Origin of the sequence: Nocardia pseudovaccinii NBRC 100343, from assembly GCF_001613225.1 — a bacterium.
Classification (GTDB): domain Bacteria; phylum Actinomycetota; class Actinomycetes; order Mycobacteriales; family Mycobacteriaceae; genus Nocardia; species Nocardia pseudovaccinii.
This window is the reverse complement of the sequence record NZ_BDBY01000246.1, coordinates 20,319-34,617: the sequence shown is the minus strand read 5'-3', so window position 1 is coordinate 34,617 and position 14,299 is coordinate 20,319. Positions and strand designations below refer to the sequence as shown.

The window sequence follows — 14,299 nt, the reverse complement described above, 5'->3', positions numbered from 1 at the left end:
CATCATCTCCACAATGGAAGGACTCCAGCAATGATTACCGGCGTCTGGCGCAAAGCCGCCCGCAGCAACAACAGCGGCGCCTGCGTCGAGGTCCTCGAAGGCGCCACCTCGGTGTCGATCCGGGACAGCAAATATCTGCGCAACCCGCTCAACGATCCCGCCACTGAACCAATCATCACAGTAACCAAGGCCGAGTGGTCCGCCTTCATCGAGGAGATTACTGGATGTGGCTCAGCACTCAATCCTGCTCAGCTGTGTGCCACCGCAGCCAGCGACGGCACAGTGCAGTTGACACGTTCGAGCGTGAGCTTGACCTACACCCCGGCTGAATGGGAGGCATTCATCCACGGCGTCCACGGTGGAGAGTTCGACTTCACCGTCCGCTCCGTGGCGTAGTAGTAGTAGTAACTCGCTTCTCCCGCGAAGCGTCCAGTCAGTCTTGTGCAGGGCTGGCCGGACGCTTGCGAGGTTCATGGCCGTTGTAGAGCAGATCGAGTTCTGATCAATGATGGCGGCCTATCGACGCAGCAGACCTTTGCCGGATCGAGGCATCGTGACCATTTTCGACCTCGTATGCGGAGAGATTGTCCGGATATCACTGTCACAGTGACGTTTCGCGGCGCAGTTCCCGCCCGCCGACAATCCGTCAGGTTTGCCGGGCCACGCGGCGATTAAGGGGTGTCTGTGATGGCTAGGTCTTTACCGGAACTCGGCGACGAGAATGGTTTTACCCCCGAACTGGGCCGGGTCCACCAGGGCTACGACCATCCGGCCGTTCGGTGCGTCGGCGGCATCGCGCCAGATGGTGGGCATGTCGGCGAGTACCTGTCCGTTCTCCTGTGGAAGGGATGCGTCCGGGCTCACGTGCACGACGGTTGCTGGTGCGAGCAGCCCGATTCCGAGGATTCCTGGGATTGGGCTGTTGCTCAGGGCGATGGTTTCGTCGTGGTTGAAGCCCAGGCCGATTGCGCCGGGGACATTGACGGGCACCACCGCGGCCGCCGACCCTGCCGTGATCGCGGCGGTGACTCCGGCTCCGGCCACAAGGGCCGCCGCTGCTGCAACTGTGCGAATTCGCATGGATGGATTCCTCTCGGTGATGATCAGCGACGTGGGTCGGTCCCAAGCGCTCTACCTGCGGGTATGGCATGTCCCTCGTCCAGATCACGGTGGTGGCGCGCCGCGGCGGTTGCGAGGTGATCGTGGCGGCTGTGGCGCGCGCCGCCGTGGGAGACACTCATTCGTCGGGTGAGGGTCAGCTGGCCACGGCGACCGCGGGTTTCGCACCAGCGGGTGGCGCCGGGCAGCAGACGCCGGGGAAATTCGAGGATCCGGATGGACGCGGCAGCGGTGATCACGACGGCCTGGGCCGGTTTGTGGTCGGGTAGTCCGAGGAAGTCGCTGTTGGTGCGACCGAGGATCAGGCGGCCGTAGGCGAGCAGGAGCCTGTTCACGGTCTGTCGTTTGAGGTGCTGCAGTGGGCCGGCACCCTCCCCCACGACAGCGGGAATGATGGCTCGGATCAGGGCCTGGGTAAGCCGCACGCTGTCGGCGTCGGGCTGCCCGAACTCGTGAGCTGCCTGCAGTGACATGAGTCGCCAGGTGTCGTGCTCGTCGACCGGCAGGATCTTCGGCGGCACGCCGAGGAGGTGGCCAACGTATCTCCACAGGTGGAAGATCGCGTCTCGCTCTCGGCGACTGAAGTGCAGGCCTAGGAACTGGCAGCCGGTCATGTGGGCGAGGCTGAACATCATGATGGTTCCGGCCATTTGGGACGCGTTGACGGGGAGGTCCCATTCGTCGTGCCGCCATTCGGGGCGGCGGCTGAGCCCGGCTCTGACCACAGCGTGCATGAGGCGCACGCGGATCGTGGTTTTCCACCCGGCCGCGGATCGTTGCAGTCCGCCTGGGGTGGTCACTTCGGTGAACCAGGCTGTGGTGGAGGCGAGGCGGCGAGGTGCCCTGTGCTCCAGATCCGCTGTGGCGGTGAGTGTTTTGCTTACTCTATGGGCGAGGTAGCCGCCCATGAGGGAGGCCACCGACAGTGTGGTGAACCCGATGGTCGCTCCGGTACGTCCGATCGCGCGGCATGCTAGTTCGATCCGCTGGGGGTCTAACCAGTACGGCGGGTTGTCGATCTCGTCGAAGAAGGCCACCAGCTCGGGTGGTGGGTCGGTCACAGCAGCCAGACCGTGTTCCACTGCGGTTTCGAACATGCGGCGGCCCTCGCCGGGCACCTGGCGGAACATTGCGACTACCGCGTCGGCGGTCGGGTCACCGATGTGGGTGTATCGCAAGTATGCGCGGTGCTGTTCGTCGGTAGCTGAAATACCTGGGGGCGCAAACAGTTTGGTTGCTGTGTTGATGGCGAATTCGGTCTGCGGAGACGGTTCGGGCGTCCGATGACCGATGTGTGGCATCTCAGCGCCCTCCCAGCAGCACGGGAACCAGGGTTGTTGGGCGTAGCAACGTCGTCGGCGCGGACACGAGCGACATCACCTCATGGAAGGCCGCGGTGACTCGCGGATCCGTGGTCGAGCGCTCGAGAACACGGTCGAGGAACCGGTGTTGGATGCGGGTCAATGCACCTGACGGGCCGCCGATTGTCCTTGGCCAGCGCACGTCTTCGCTGGCCGACATCAACCATGCAGGCTGGGTGACCGCTGCGATGCGCGTGCGCGCGGCTCGGGTGGCCCGGTGATCGAGGCTGCCATGGTGTTGCACGGCATCGCGGAGCTCACGCGCGCTGAGCGCGGTGGCACTCAGGCCTTGGCCGTACACCGGGTTGAAGCAGCTGTTGGCGTCGCCGAGTGCGACCAGCCCGTCCGGTGTTGTCTTGTCTTCGTAATGCCGGCGCACGCTCGGCCCGGGGTGGAATCCTCGTACGGTGCTGGCGGGTTCGGCGTCGCGCAGGATCTCGCTCAGGAGCGGGTCGAGCTGCGCGAGGACCGCGTTGAACCCGGGGTCGCCTGGCGCGGGCTCCCATCCCTGCATGGCACCCAGTGAGACGATCCACCGGTTGCCCTCGATGGGTAGCAGCGCGCCGGTCCAGGGGTGATCGGGCGGGCGTGTTTGCAGGTATAGGGCGCTGAATCCGAGGTCGGCCGCGCCGGCTGGGCGGTGATATTGGCGGCTGAGGTATCGGACGCCCGCGTCGACGCGTTCGTCGCGGACCGGTGCGCAGCCGAGGGTGGTGAGCCATTTTGGCAGTGAGCTGTGGCGGCCAGACGCGTCGACGACCATCTCGGCGGGCACATCGTGCACGTCGTTGTGGTCGCCGCGGGCTCTGATTCGGACGCCGGTCACCGCTTCAGGCGAGCCGAGAAGCCCGACGACGTCGGTGCCCTCGTGCACCTCAATCCCGGGGCATTCGGCTAGCACCCGGCTTCGAAGCATGTGGTCGAGCAGGCCTCGGCTGCAGGACAGAATCTCCAAGTGGCTGTCGTGTTCTGCCATCCATCCGGCGCTGGATCGCCACCGCAGCTCGCGCGACATCGCAACGCGGGACGCACCCGCGGCCAGTAGCTGTGCCCGGATGCCAGGCAGGAGTTGTTCTTCGAGGACCCGATGCCCGGCCTCGAGCAGCAGGTGCGCGTGGTGGCCCTGCGGCTGGCCGGGCCGGGTTCCTGGGGTATCCGGGAAACGGTCACGCTCGATGACCACGACCCGGTCGGCGACGGCGTGCAGCGCCAATGCCGCGAGCATGCCGGCGAACCCGCCGCCGTTCACGACTGCGGTGCCACGGCCATCGGTCGGCAGCGTTGTCGCGCCCGAGCGAATCCGTCGCGAGGACGCGCTGATGCTCCGCGCTGTATGCCGGTGGCCGATTGCCCGTGCGGGTACGGTCTGTAGCCATTTGGGGTGCTCTACGTGCGGAAACGGCATGTCCCCTCATCTCTGTCCGAGCGGCTGGATGTCGACGGGCATGGGAGGCGCGCCGAGGGTGTAGCGGAAGCGTGGGGTCGCGGTCTCGGCGGCGTCGGAGTGGAATCGGAATCGCTGTCCGAGGGTGGACAAGGTGATGTCGGCTTCCCACAGGGCGTAGGTGGAGCCCAGGCACATGCGAGCGCCGGCTCCGAACGGCAGCCAGGCGAACCGGTGAACGGGGCTGCCGTCGTGGCGGCTGGGGTCGAATCTTTCCGGGTCCGGCCAGAACTGCGGGTGGCGGTGAGTCACATAGGGCGAGATGGTGATCGTGCAACCGCGCGGTATCGGCGTTCCGTCGATCTCGGTGTCGGTCGTGGATTTGCGCCCGATGATCCAGCTCGACGGGAACAGCCGCAGGCCTTCGCGGGTGACGTTGCCGGTGGCCGCGCGCGCCATGCGCGGGACTGCGAGCATCTGCTGCTGCCATCGGCCATATGCGTCTGGTGTGCGGATGAGTGAAATCCAGATCCACGCAAGCGAATTCGCGGTGGTCTCATGTCCGGCGAGCAGAAGGGTCACCGCCTGGTGGGCGATGGCGTCGCGGCTGTAGGCGGCGTCGATCATGGCGGTGAGGGCGGGCCCACGTTCGCTCGGCGGCTGCAGCTCGACCAGTTCGTGGACCGCCCGAAAGACCCGGTCGCGGACCGGGGACAGCTGTTGTTGGGTGGGCAGCATGGCGCCACTCGCATCGAGCACGGCCATCGCTGCGGCCATGGCCTCGGCCAGTTCGTCGATCGCGGTCCAGCCGAACAGGACCTCGGCGATAACGCCGAGAGCCAGCCTGTTCATCGCCGCGGTGAGGTCGACTCGTTCACCACGGGCCGCGTGCCAGGACATCAGTGAGGCAAGGGCCTCGACATGTTCGGTGGCAACGCAATTGAGGGTCATGAAGTCGCGGGTCGCCGCGTTCAGCAGCAGGCGTTCAGCGCGATGCCGGTCCGCGGGCGCGGTGAGAACGCCGTCGGCCACATGGTCTCTGAAGCGCCTATTCGCACCGGTCTCCTTGGTGAAACTGTTGTCGGTGAGCACTGCGCGGATGTGGTCAGGGTGCTTGATCAGAACGTTGCGGCCACCCACGATCGGGATCACATCCTGCGGTGTCGCCATCCACGTACGCAGCAGCTGCAGCGTGCCCTCCGATGCTGAGGCCGATATCATCGAGATCCCCTCCGGGACAACATGATTGCGCGGCATCGGGTACGGCGCCAGCTGCTGCGCAGGTCACCGATTGCGAGAGCGAGTCGAAGCATCCACCACGGTGGCGGCACTGCGGTGACTACCGCCCACCCGACCGAGGTACGGGCGAACCGGATAGCCCGCGTGGGGTTCCTGCCCACGCCCTGGACCGACACGACCGGCAGTGGGATGCCGTGCACGGTGCGGTCGCGGGGTGCCGTCATCGTCCGCCGCCGGCCACTCCGAACAGCCACTGCACCGCCGGTACAAGGCCGAGCATCGCTGCGACGATGTGATCACCGGGCACGGTGATCTCGGCCACCGGCACACCTTGGCTTCGCCAGCGGCCGAGGGTGCGCTCGAGCGCATCACGCGCGATCAGCACGTCACCGTCGCCGGACCACGCGAAGATCGGCACCTGCGGTGGGGCGCTAGAGAATTCGAGCGAGTTCGCGCGGAGGATGCCGTGGATGTCAGGGTCGTCCCACAGGCTCAGATCCGTGGCTAGCTGCCCCACCGACAGATTCGCGCCCAGCGACAGGATCTGATCGGTGCAGGCATTGGCCATCCGGGCACGCAACGACAATCCGGCGGGATTCATGTGGTCGCTCAGTGGCATCTGGGTGCCATATTCACGTTCGAGTCCCAGCGCCGCCGCGAACGCCAGCCCGAACGCGGGATGCGGGTTGAGGCCCAGGCCTGCGGCCATCTCCTCGAGGTTCGTCGGTGTGCCGCCGATGGCCGCGCCGCGGATGTCGAGCTCGGGGGCGTAGGTCGGTGCGAGACTGGCCGCCCAGGCGGCCGCCATCGCGCCGCCGGAGTAGCCGGACAGCAGCACCGGTGATGCGCCGACCTGCAGTTCCGGCAGTCGCTGCGCTGCGCGGGCGGCGTCGAGGGTGATCTGTCCGCCCAGTTTGGCCGCGCCGTAGGCCGACTTCGGCCCCAGGTGATCGGGGAACACGACCGTCCATCCGGCGGCCATCGGAACCTGCAGCGCCGGGCCGATGGCGAGATTGGGATCTCCTGACCACAGCGCTTTCGAGGGCGCGCACGCCAGCCCCAAGGCGTTGACGGTGTGATCGAACACCATCAACGGTCCGGTGCCTCGATTGGGTGGACTCATGACGGTCGCGACCGCCGCGATCGGCCGACCGAGGCTGTCGGTGCTGGCAAACTGGATCTGGGTGACGCTCACGAGGGGCAAGAAGCCGAGGGGTGGCGGCATAGTGCGGACCTGGAGCACATCGCCGGGCGCGTGGGCGGCGAGATCCGCAGGCGCCACATACAAGCTGTCGTTCAGGCCTGCGGGCATCAACGGAGCCTCGGCATGGGACGGAACGGCCAGTGCTATTGACGCGAGAAACCCCAGCACCACCCCTACTTTCGCCGCTATCGCACGCACTGCGCTCGGCCTGACACTGTTCGGGGTCATCACCGCGTCTCCGATCCAGCCAGGAGGGAGAATGCGGGCACCACTTTCAGGAAGTCGGCTGTGGCGCATCCGGCGGCGGCCGCCGTGCAGTCTGCGGTGGTGAGCGCACCGAATCCGACCAGGGACTCAGCTCCTGCGCCAGCAACTCCACCGGTCACCGCTTCGCTGGCGCGGCCGACACCTGCGGCCGGATTGCCACCGGCCACGCCGAGGCCGGCGTCGGAAAGTGCCGCCTTGCCGATGTCATTCGGATCCAGGCACGCGGGGGCCGGCAGCGGATCCCCAGATGCTGCCGCGCGGTCCCCGACCTCGCTAAGCGCATCTGCCGCCAGCGGCACGCGTTGCGTGGCAGTTGGACTCGCGACACTGGCGGCAGACAGCGCGGTTGATCTGACCTGCAGAGTGCCCTGCACAGCAGCCGGACTATCAGCGGGCTCAGCAACAGCAATTTCGTTGCAGGTCAACGCAAATGCTGGTGGCAGTGCTCCTGGCGCTGCTCCTGGCATTGCAATCCGGCCGGTTGCGATGGCGGTGCGGCTGCGGGCGCCCAAAGGTCCCCCTTCGAAGTGTCGACTTTCTGAGAGCGCCTTGATCAAAGGGGCAATCCGACAGCGACCTCAATCAACGACTCAGCTGGCGGAATAGGCTGTTCTGAATCTCGTTGAAACAAGGTCAACTTCGAATACTGCTGTCCACCAGCAAATTTCGACCGACACCGCGCGTGAGATGCAGCAGAGATCCCAGCAGCAGCATGCGACACTAGGGTGTGACCTGAATCACATCACAGAGGATTGTGAGACACCGACCGAGAATCAAGGGTGCGCAGATGATGTGTGGCATGCCAGGCCCGACATGGCGGTGCCGCTGGGAGGGGGGGAGTCCCAGCGGCACCTGTCATTCACAATAGAGGTCGCAGTCCTCAACCGTTCGAAGACCGCAGGGCCAGTATCTCCGAGAGATTGCCAACCCGTAGCCGACAATACGCCTGGTTGTCCTGAACGCTTGGTCTCACGTCAGATCCCATGCCTATCAACGGGATTAACGAATCCGCGCCCACGCAGCCGTATGTACTGCCGGAATGCCCAAAAGCCAACGGGGCACTAGGCCCAGCGACCGACCACAGCAGATGATCCACTCTCCCCCGCCACTGCATCCTCGCCCTCTCACGTGGCGAGTGCCAACGAATTCCGTTGGGGGTCGGGACATGGCATCCCCGCAGGCCAACGGGTGCTCTTGACGCGATTGTATGCGCGAAGGCAGGCTCTCAAATGCCGTGGCGGGATCTCAAAATCGCAGCGACCAAAGACCCGAGCCTTAGAACAGAGATCCTTCGTTGCGCAGGGCTTGCTCAAGCTTCAGCGCTCCCCGCGGACGCACGTCGGGCAGAGACCGCAGCAGAATGATGCCGTTCTCCGTGACCTCGACGTTCGCGTCGGTGTAGACGGCGGTGACGATCTTGAGGTTAGCGACGAAGTTTTGCGCGAACTTCCAGTGCCCATTGCGGTTGTCTGCATAGTTCGAACCGAACTGGAGCCGCAACGATCGCCACGAAACGTGGCTGGGCTCGTCCAGGTAGGAGAACCGGCGGGTCAGCCACGTGTAGATGTCGAGCCGCATCGGAGATCCGCGCAACTTGGTTAGGGTGTCCATGTCGAGTGGGACCGGGTTTGCGATGCACTCCTCGAAGAACTCCTGGCTAAGTCGCACGGTGCTTGGCATCAACGAGGGTTGCCCCTTGTCGTCATTTCGCCACCAGAGGTCGTACTTCGTAGCGACCGATACCCGGGCACCAACCTGCCGATCGGGGTCGCCGTCGTCGCGGACGCTGATAGTGGCAAGGAACAGCCTTTCGGCCTGATCCTTGAGTTTGGTAATCGACCCAGTTTTGCCGCCGGTCTTGCGGACAATGCCGAGAGCGTCCATGAAGTGGGTCAAGGATTCACCCATGATCAGGTCACGCGACTGGGTTCGAGCTGCCTCAGTGGACAGCCAGACCAACAGCAGCCTAGGCATCGTGCCGAACGGAAAACCCACCGACCGCTCCACGCCGTTCCTGTCTACAGTCATTCCGGGCTGAACAGTCAGCGTAATCGGGCCGTTGCGCCTGGTCCACGACGTCTTCTCGTCGCCGGGATTGCGATAGGGCAGGCTCGTTTGGGTAAACACGTTGGCCAGCAGGCCGATGCGTTGCGCTGTTGTCAGAGGCCGATCGGAGAAGTCAGTGATCACCTCCGGCTCGAATCTCGTAGGTTCGACCATGTCCGTGATCATGCCACCGATCCGTGGCGACACCAGGTATCTAGCCTCTGGGCTGTGTCGCATCCCTCCGGATGACACGCATCGTTTGTCAACGCAGCGACCACGAACTCGATGTATGCGGTGTGCCTGCACCTGCGCATCGTTTGTCAACGTCCCTGATCATCTGCCGAATCCGGCTGCAGCAGCGCATCTGTTGTCAACGCTCGTGGTATCAGCGCGCCGCGTGGAGCTATGCCAGAAGTTCACGCATCTGTTGTCAACACGGCTCAACCCCGCCGAGGTAGGGTGGCCGCGCATTCTGGCACATCGTTTGTCAACGCCACATTGCCCGCGCGGGTGGCCCCTTGCACGCATCGTTGGTCAACGCCCCCTCGACCGAACATCAGATCACCGGTCACAGCACGCTGTACATTCGATCGTTGACAATCAATGCGCCTGGTCGCGTCAACCTGCGCAAGATTCTATCGCCGAAGTCGTTGACAAACGATGCGTGACAATCTGTGCCGCTTGGAGAGTCCCGAAGTTTCATTTCAGAGTGGACTCAAGGCCGGAGCTTCGCGTTACTTGACGTTCCCAGCGCCGAAGGGATCGGGAAGCGGAGCTCGATGTGCGGTGCACGAGTCGGATAGGGGCGTTGCCAATCAATGCGCAGCCGCGTTCGCGGACGACGGCTTTGGGGGTGGCGCGACGTACCGATCCCTGAGGCAGCGGACCATGAGCCGCCGAGAGGTTGGCGGCGACAGCAGCTCGCACCGCTACGCATCTTTTGTCAACGGCTTACGCAGTGATTGTCAACGCCGGTAGCTGTGAATTGTTGCGCATTGTTTGTCAACTAATTCCACATTTACTTGTGGATAAGGTGCTCCCGCAACCTGTTATGCACACATCTTTTGTCAACGCCCAAAACCACGTTTTCCCAGGAAGCCACGCATCTTTTGTCAACGCATCCACGCATCTTTTGTCAACGCGTTCTGCAAGATTTCCGCAGGTCAAACGGTAAAAATCGCGACCCTACCTATATAACCCCCCTATAGAGAGTTCCTGTAGTACGCTGGCTCTCGGCTGTGAATGGAATTCCAGCCATCCAGGACTTCTTCAGCTGAGTTTTCGCTGGCATCCAGTTTTCGTAGGATCCCCAATCTGGTTCTGACCTGCGTAGATGGCGCTGCTTGTGGTAGATGGTTCCCTCACTCACCTCACACCGAATGTCTCCAAGCCTCACTCCACGCCGTCGGTACATGGCGATCCCCCTTGGCCTGCAAACCAACGCCAAGATCGGGCTATCCGGCGTCAACTTCCGGGAGCCTCCACAGCGAACGCATAGCTTGATCTACGCGCGCAAACGGCGCACCGCAGACGAACTTCTCCGGTATCGGCATCTGAAGCCCAGCTGGGTTGACATCACCCGGTGTGCGATGTTCGCGAGTCAGGCGGGCCACCTCGTTGCCTGGCGATAGCCGCGTCTCGGACCGCCGTGATCTCCTCGAGAGTGATCTCGTCCACCATGCGCCCGAAGTAGTTCGCGATCGCATCCGGGTCCAGGCCGGCGTCGGCCTGTTTTTCGATCTCTGCGCGCCATTCGGCCGGCAGTTTCATGGCTTTCCTTGTCTACGACGGCCGCCGGGGTGAGGGACGTGCCATTTGTGCTGGTCAATGGTTTGTATCACGCTGCAGCGGCGAAGCTGTGCTCTTCGTCTTCCGCCACCAGGTCTTCGGCGACGAGATAGACGGTGGGTTTGCCTCCGATGCCGTTAGGGTCGACGCGCACGCACCGCAGGTGGGTACCTGGTGGGACGATCACCTCGTCTTCAGGGCTGTGTTGACTGATCGACTTCACCGGCAGCCCGTCCCGGGTTCGGATAACCATCATGTACGGCGGAGGCGAGGCGAAAGCCAAAGCCGTCTGCTCACGCGTCGAGCAGCTGGTGACTTTCCCGATCTCCACTCGCGAACCGCGCTTGAACGTGGCCTCAAGGTACTCGGCGGGTGTGCCTTTCCAGCCACTCGGGACACGGGATCCACGCATGACCGTCATTGGCTTCATGTTCGGGTTGTCCTGACCAAACTTGTCGAACGCCGACTCCAGCTGCGAAACAACAGATTTGATGTGCGAACTCGGCGTCGCATCGCGACCTGTGATAGCTGCGTTGATCTCCATATATGAGCCGCCGGTGTAGGTGTTCAGCGCGCCGCGTTCCTTGACAGTGAGCTTCTTCTCGACGAAGTCGGCGTTCTCCTGCGTGAGTGCTGAGATGCTTGAGGTCTTCAACTTGCCGGTGGCTTCGGTGAATCCCCAGGCCTTCAGGTCGCCGGCACGTTTGGCGATGATCGCGTAATCGTCGGCGGTCTCCACACCCCACGCGCGAATTCCGCTGCGAGTCAGGCTCGCGTGTTTCTCGGCGCCCAGGCTGTCGGGCGGCACCTTGTGGTCAAAGTGCGGGATGACCCCTCCCCCGCGCGTCGGTGTGCCCAGGGCCTTTCGACGGGCCTTGGCGTACGCAACCTCTGCTTGCGCTTTCGTCGCTCCGGATGCGAGTGCGGCCGTGCGAGCTTTCTCCCCCGCTTCGTGCGCAGCCTTCTCCCGCATCGCACGTTTGTGCCGCTTGGTGCCCTCGTAGATGTCGGCGCGGACCACTCCCCCACCGGCGGAGTCAGCGAGCTTCTCGGCAGCTCCGGCCATTCCGTCATCGATGATCTTCTGCTGCGCTGCGACCGAGGCTGCGGTGCCGTTGGCGGCTTTCGTCGCAACCACCAGCGCCAGATCCGCCTTGACCGTGTACGCCTGGCGCTGCATGTCCGTGGCGTCAGCTGGCAGCGGACCGAGCTCAGTCATGATCGGAATCCGGTTGGCCTTGGCCAGCGCATCCGACTTTCCGTGCGCAGTGGTCACCGGGAAATAGACGTCACCCTTGCGTTGCAAGACAACGAAATCGCCACTGCCCCTGCGATAGATGGCGGTGCCACCGTCGAGCTTTCGGCCTTCTACAACCGTGACACCGCTGCCAGTCTCCATAGGGAGCTTGGCATGCTCATAGACGCTGGTATCCCGCGCCACGCCGGTCAGCCTCGGCTCACCACCAGCCTGCAGGGCCACTGCGGCGTCACTGGCGTACTGGCGGTTGATCGAGCGGGCGATCGCGTCGACTTCGTCGTCGGACAAACTCGCGTAGTAGGCATCGCGATCGGCCGGGTCCATATCCTCGCGCAGCCCGAACTTCGCAGCCGACACATCGTCTTTGGCGTCACCGACGGCCTTGATGGCGTCCAGATGCGCCTGCTTGGCTTGGTCAACGGCGGCTCGCAGTGTGTCGAGTTTGTCAGAGATGGACGGGTCGCCAGCCGATTCCATATCGGCGGCCAGAGGATTCGGAAGGTCGGCTTCGGCGGCTTCCTTCGTCGCCTTCCGCAGTTTGGAGCGGGCCCGGTTGATGGCCTTACGTGTGTTCTCGCCCGCAGTCTCTGCGTCGGCGAGCCTGTTCTCGGCAGTCTCGAGCGCCGTCTGAGCGGGGGTGAGTTTCGGCGCGGCCAACTTCTCTTGCTCGGCGTTGGCTTGGGCGATAAGGAGTTTCGCTGACGGCGGGTTGGCGTGAGCACTCGGCATCGGGGTGTCACCGAGGACCTTCGGGTCGATCCCGAGCCCGGCCATCAGCTCGGGCAAGATGCTCGGCGGCGCAGCCAGCACCGCCGCGGCGGTCTCGACCATGCCCTTCTCTTTGAGATAGTCGACGACCTTCTTGCGCGCCAAGCGGTTGAGGCGGCGATTGCCATTGGCTTTCATCGCGGCGCCGACGCTGCCACACTTCGGGCAGCGGCGTGCGCCCTCAGCAGTAGAGCGGCACATGGGCCGCAGACTAAAGAGAAACGACACGTCCCCGGAGAACGGTGCTGCGTAGGCGCTACCTCTGGCGTGCAAGGCTCAGGCAGGCGTCGTCGCTTTACGCTGATCAGCCGACGTGATCGGGGCACGCCCATCGCCGAGAGCCCCCGGACGTGAATTGGATCACAATTCTCGCTTTGCGACCTTTCGGCCAGCCCCTTCCAATCCCCGACAACCACTGTCGTCGTTCAAGATCACCCAGGACATTCGGATCGATGCCGAGACCGGCCATGTGTTCGCCCCGCACGCTCGGCAGCAGCGAGGACCGCTTCCACCAACCCCATGGCCTTGAGGTGATCGACAAGCTCTTCCGGGCGAGCCTGCTCATGCGCCAGCTTCCGTTCGCTTTCATTGCTGCGCTGACGCTTTCCACAGTTGGGGCAACGACGGCCGCCGGCGCATCTTCTGCGGCACATGCGCGAATAGAATCAGTTGACACCCTCTGAACGAGAGGATCGCCTCCTCTTCATCAGAACTGTAGAGACGATGTTCGTGGGGGCTTGACCAGGCGTAACGACACGTCCCTGTCCGAGATACGGCCGCTACAAGAAACAGGCTGACCAGTCTTCCGGGCAAGGCTCTTCAGCTGGCCATGGACACCAGGCAGTGCGGCCGCGCGTCATCGACGATGCGGCTGACGGCACGTTCCTTCCAGCCGACTTCGGCGGCTACGTGCCAGGGTTCCATGCCACGGTCGAAGCTGAGATAGAGGATCTTTGCGACCTGCTCGGGGTCACGTGTGCTGGAGCCAGAGCAGAGCCGCTCCGCCACCACCGACCAGTCACGGCTCCGAGAGTTCCCCGACAGCCTGCTCCGGTGGGCCCGGGTGCCTGCGGAACGCACTGTGGGCACCCGCGACTGCCTTTGTCTCCCCGCAGGATGAACGCAGTGGTGAGACTTGGCGACCGGCATCGCCTCAACCGCTGTAGTCCTATGAGCGGCCACAACAGCGGTCGGGACGGCTGAGACCATCCTCAAGTCATGGGCGGGGCGCAACTGGTGGCTCTCGTCGGGCAGCTGCGCTGCCACTTCGGCAATCTTCGGCGCGGCCTGACTTGCCTTGGCCTGGCGAGGCGGCAACGAGAGCAGGACGAAGGTGGCGCCGCCGATGGATCCATCAACAAGGAATGGGAAGACCTTGGCCTGGTTTGCGCCGAAGCCTGCTTGCATCGCGAGCTCATAGAGGGCTTCGAAGGAAAGGTAGAAGCCACCGGCGCCCAGCAACACAATCACCACGAGAACCACCGCGCGGGACACCCAGCCGTACTTAGACGGTGCCTGGACCAACAGCGCTAGTCCGTGTGTGTGAACCATCAGGGAGATTGGGATCAGTGCAGCCAGCGCCGCGGCCACAGCCGGCGGCAGTAACGTGATCGTCAGGCCCGGCTTCGGCTGCGTTAGCGCGGGATTGCCGCTGGCGACCCGCAGCCATGCGTGCAAGGCATTGCCGAGGACGCTGACCGCCGCTGACACGGCCAGCACACTCCACCAGAAGGTGCGTGCCTTGGCGAGCGCGGCCGCCGCACGGTCCTGCTCTCCCGTCACGGCGTCAGCGACACACTTGCTCTCTGGTTGGGCCGGTGTGGGTTGAAGCGACTGCGGATCAAGAGTCGTGACATTCATGCAAA

General features: G+C 64.0%; 11 protein-coding genes. 1 reads left to right on the top strand and 10 read right to left on the bottom strand.

Features of this window, described 5'->3' with window-relative positions; genetic code table 11:
- A partial coding sequence (locus NP3_RS30475) for a DUF397 domain-containing protein (protein ID WP_307679509.1) occupies window positions 1-396 on the top strand: 396 nt, incomplete at its 5' end.
- Between the two features lie 303 nt (window positions 397-699).
- Here NP3_RS30475 and NP3_RS30470 read toward each other — a convergent pair.
- From NP3_RS30470 to NP3_RS30420, 10 genes are all read right to left on the bottom strand, one after another.
- Window positions 700-1,080: a hypothetical protein gene (locus tag NP3_RS30470; protein ID WP_157124651.1), complete on the bottom strand. Its 381-nt coding sequence runs from the start codon at window positions 1,078-1,080 to the stop codon at window positions 700-702.
- Window positions 1,081-1,103: 23 nt separating this feature from the next.
- Window positions 1,104-2,297: an oxygenase MpaB family protein gene (locus NP3_RS30465; RefSeq protein WP_245721179.1), complete on the bottom strand. Its 1,194-nt coding sequence runs from the start codon at window positions 2,295-2,297 to the stop codon at window positions 1,104-1,106.
- Between the two features lie 124 nt (window positions 2,298-2,421).
- The gene (locus tag NP3_RS30460; protein WP_169814606.1) at window positions 2,422-3,885 is read right to left on the bottom strand and encodes an NAD(P)/FAD-dependent oxidoreductase; all 1,464 of its coding nucleotides are present in this window, start codon (window positions 3,883-3,885) and stop codon (window positions 2,422-2,424) included.
- Between the two features lie 6 nt (window positions 3,886-3,891).
- A complete protein-coding gene (locus tag NP3_RS30455; protein WP_169814605.1) occupies window positions 3,892-5,085 on the bottom strand; it encodes a cytochrome P450 in 1,194 nt (397 codons plus the stop codon).
- Window positions 5,086-5,323: 238 nt separating this feature from the next.
- The gene (locus NP3_RS30450; RefSeq protein WP_084509189.1) at window positions 5,324-6,535 is read right to left on the bottom strand and encodes a lipase family protein; all 1,212 of its coding nucleotides are present in this window, start codon (window positions 6,533-6,535) and stop codon (window positions 5,324-5,326) included.
- A complete protein-coding gene (locus NP3_RS30445) occupies window positions 6,535-6,873 on the bottom strand; it encodes a hypothetical protein (protein WP_063045051.1) in 339 nt (112 codons plus the stop codon). The genes NP3_RS30450 and NP3_RS30445 overlap by 1 nt, the downstream gene beginning before the upstream one ends.
- A gap of 976 nt (window positions 6,874-7,849) precedes the next feature.
- Window positions 7,850-8,806 carry a replication protein RepA gene (locus NP3_RS30440; RefSeq protein ID WP_063045050.1) on the bottom strand — a complete coding sequence of 319 codons (957 nt, stop codon included), beginning with the start codon at window positions 8,804-8,806 and terminating at the stop codon, window positions 7,850-7,852.
- A gap of 1,389 nt (window positions 8,807-10,195) precedes the next feature.
- Window positions 10,196-10,390, bottom strand: a complete 195-nt coding sequence (locus NP3_RS30435; protein ID WP_063045049.1) for a hypothetical protein — start codon at window positions 10,388-10,390, stop codon at window positions 10,196-10,198.
- A gap of 67 nt (window positions 10,391-10,457) precedes the next feature.
- On the bottom strand, window positions 10,458-12,497 hold the full coding sequence (locus NP3_RS30430) for an ADP-ribosyltransferase domain-containing protein (RefSeq protein WP_063045056.1): 2,040 nt from the start codon (window positions 12,495-12,497) through the stop codon (window positions 10,458-10,460).
- A gap of 756 nt (window positions 12,498-13,253) precedes the next feature.
- Entirely contained in the window at window positions 13,254-14,294 is a 1,041-nt protein-coding gene (locus tag NP3_RS30420; protein WP_169814604.1) for a DUF2637 domain-containing protein, read from the bottom strand.
- Window positions 14,295-14,299: the final 5 nt, after the last annotated feature.

What these genes read in the sequence shown, in the direction of transcription:
- NP3_RS30470 (WP_157124651.1), bottom strand. Translation starts at nt 1,080, where the DNA reads ATGCGAATTCGCACAGTTGCAGCAGCGGCGGCCCTTGTGGCCGGAGCC.
- NP3_RS30460 (WP_169814606.1), bottom strand. Translation starts at nt 3,885, where the DNA reads ATGCCGTTTCCGCACGTAGAGCACCCCAAATGGCTACAGACCGTACCC.
- NP3_RS30455 (WP_169814605.1), bottom strand. Translation starts at nt 5,085, where the DNA reads ATGATATCGGCCTCAGCATCGGAGGGCACGCTGCAGCTGCTGCGTACG.
- NP3_RS30450 (WP_084509189.1), bottom strand. Translation starts at nt 6,535, where the DNA reads ATGACCCCGAACAGTGTCAGGCCGAGCGCAGTGCGTGCGATAGCGGCG.
- NP3_RS30440 (WP_063045050.1), bottom strand. Translation starts at nt 8,806, where the DNA reads ATGATCACGGACATGGTCGAACCTACGAGATTCGAGCCGGAGGTGATC.
- NP3_RS30435 (WP_063045049.1), bottom strand. Translation starts at nt 10,390, where the DNA reads ATGAAACTGCCGGCCGAATGGCGCGCAGAGATCGAAAAACAGGCCGAC.
- NP3_RS30430 (WP_063045056.1), bottom strand. Translation starts at nt 12,497, where the DNA reads ATGGTCGAGACCGCCGCGGCGGTGCTGGCTGCGCCGCCGAGCATCTTG.
- NP3_RS30420 (WP_169814604.1), bottom strand. Translation starts at nt 14,294, where the DNA reads ATGAATGTCACGACTCTTGATCCGCAGTCGCTTCAACCCACACCGGCC.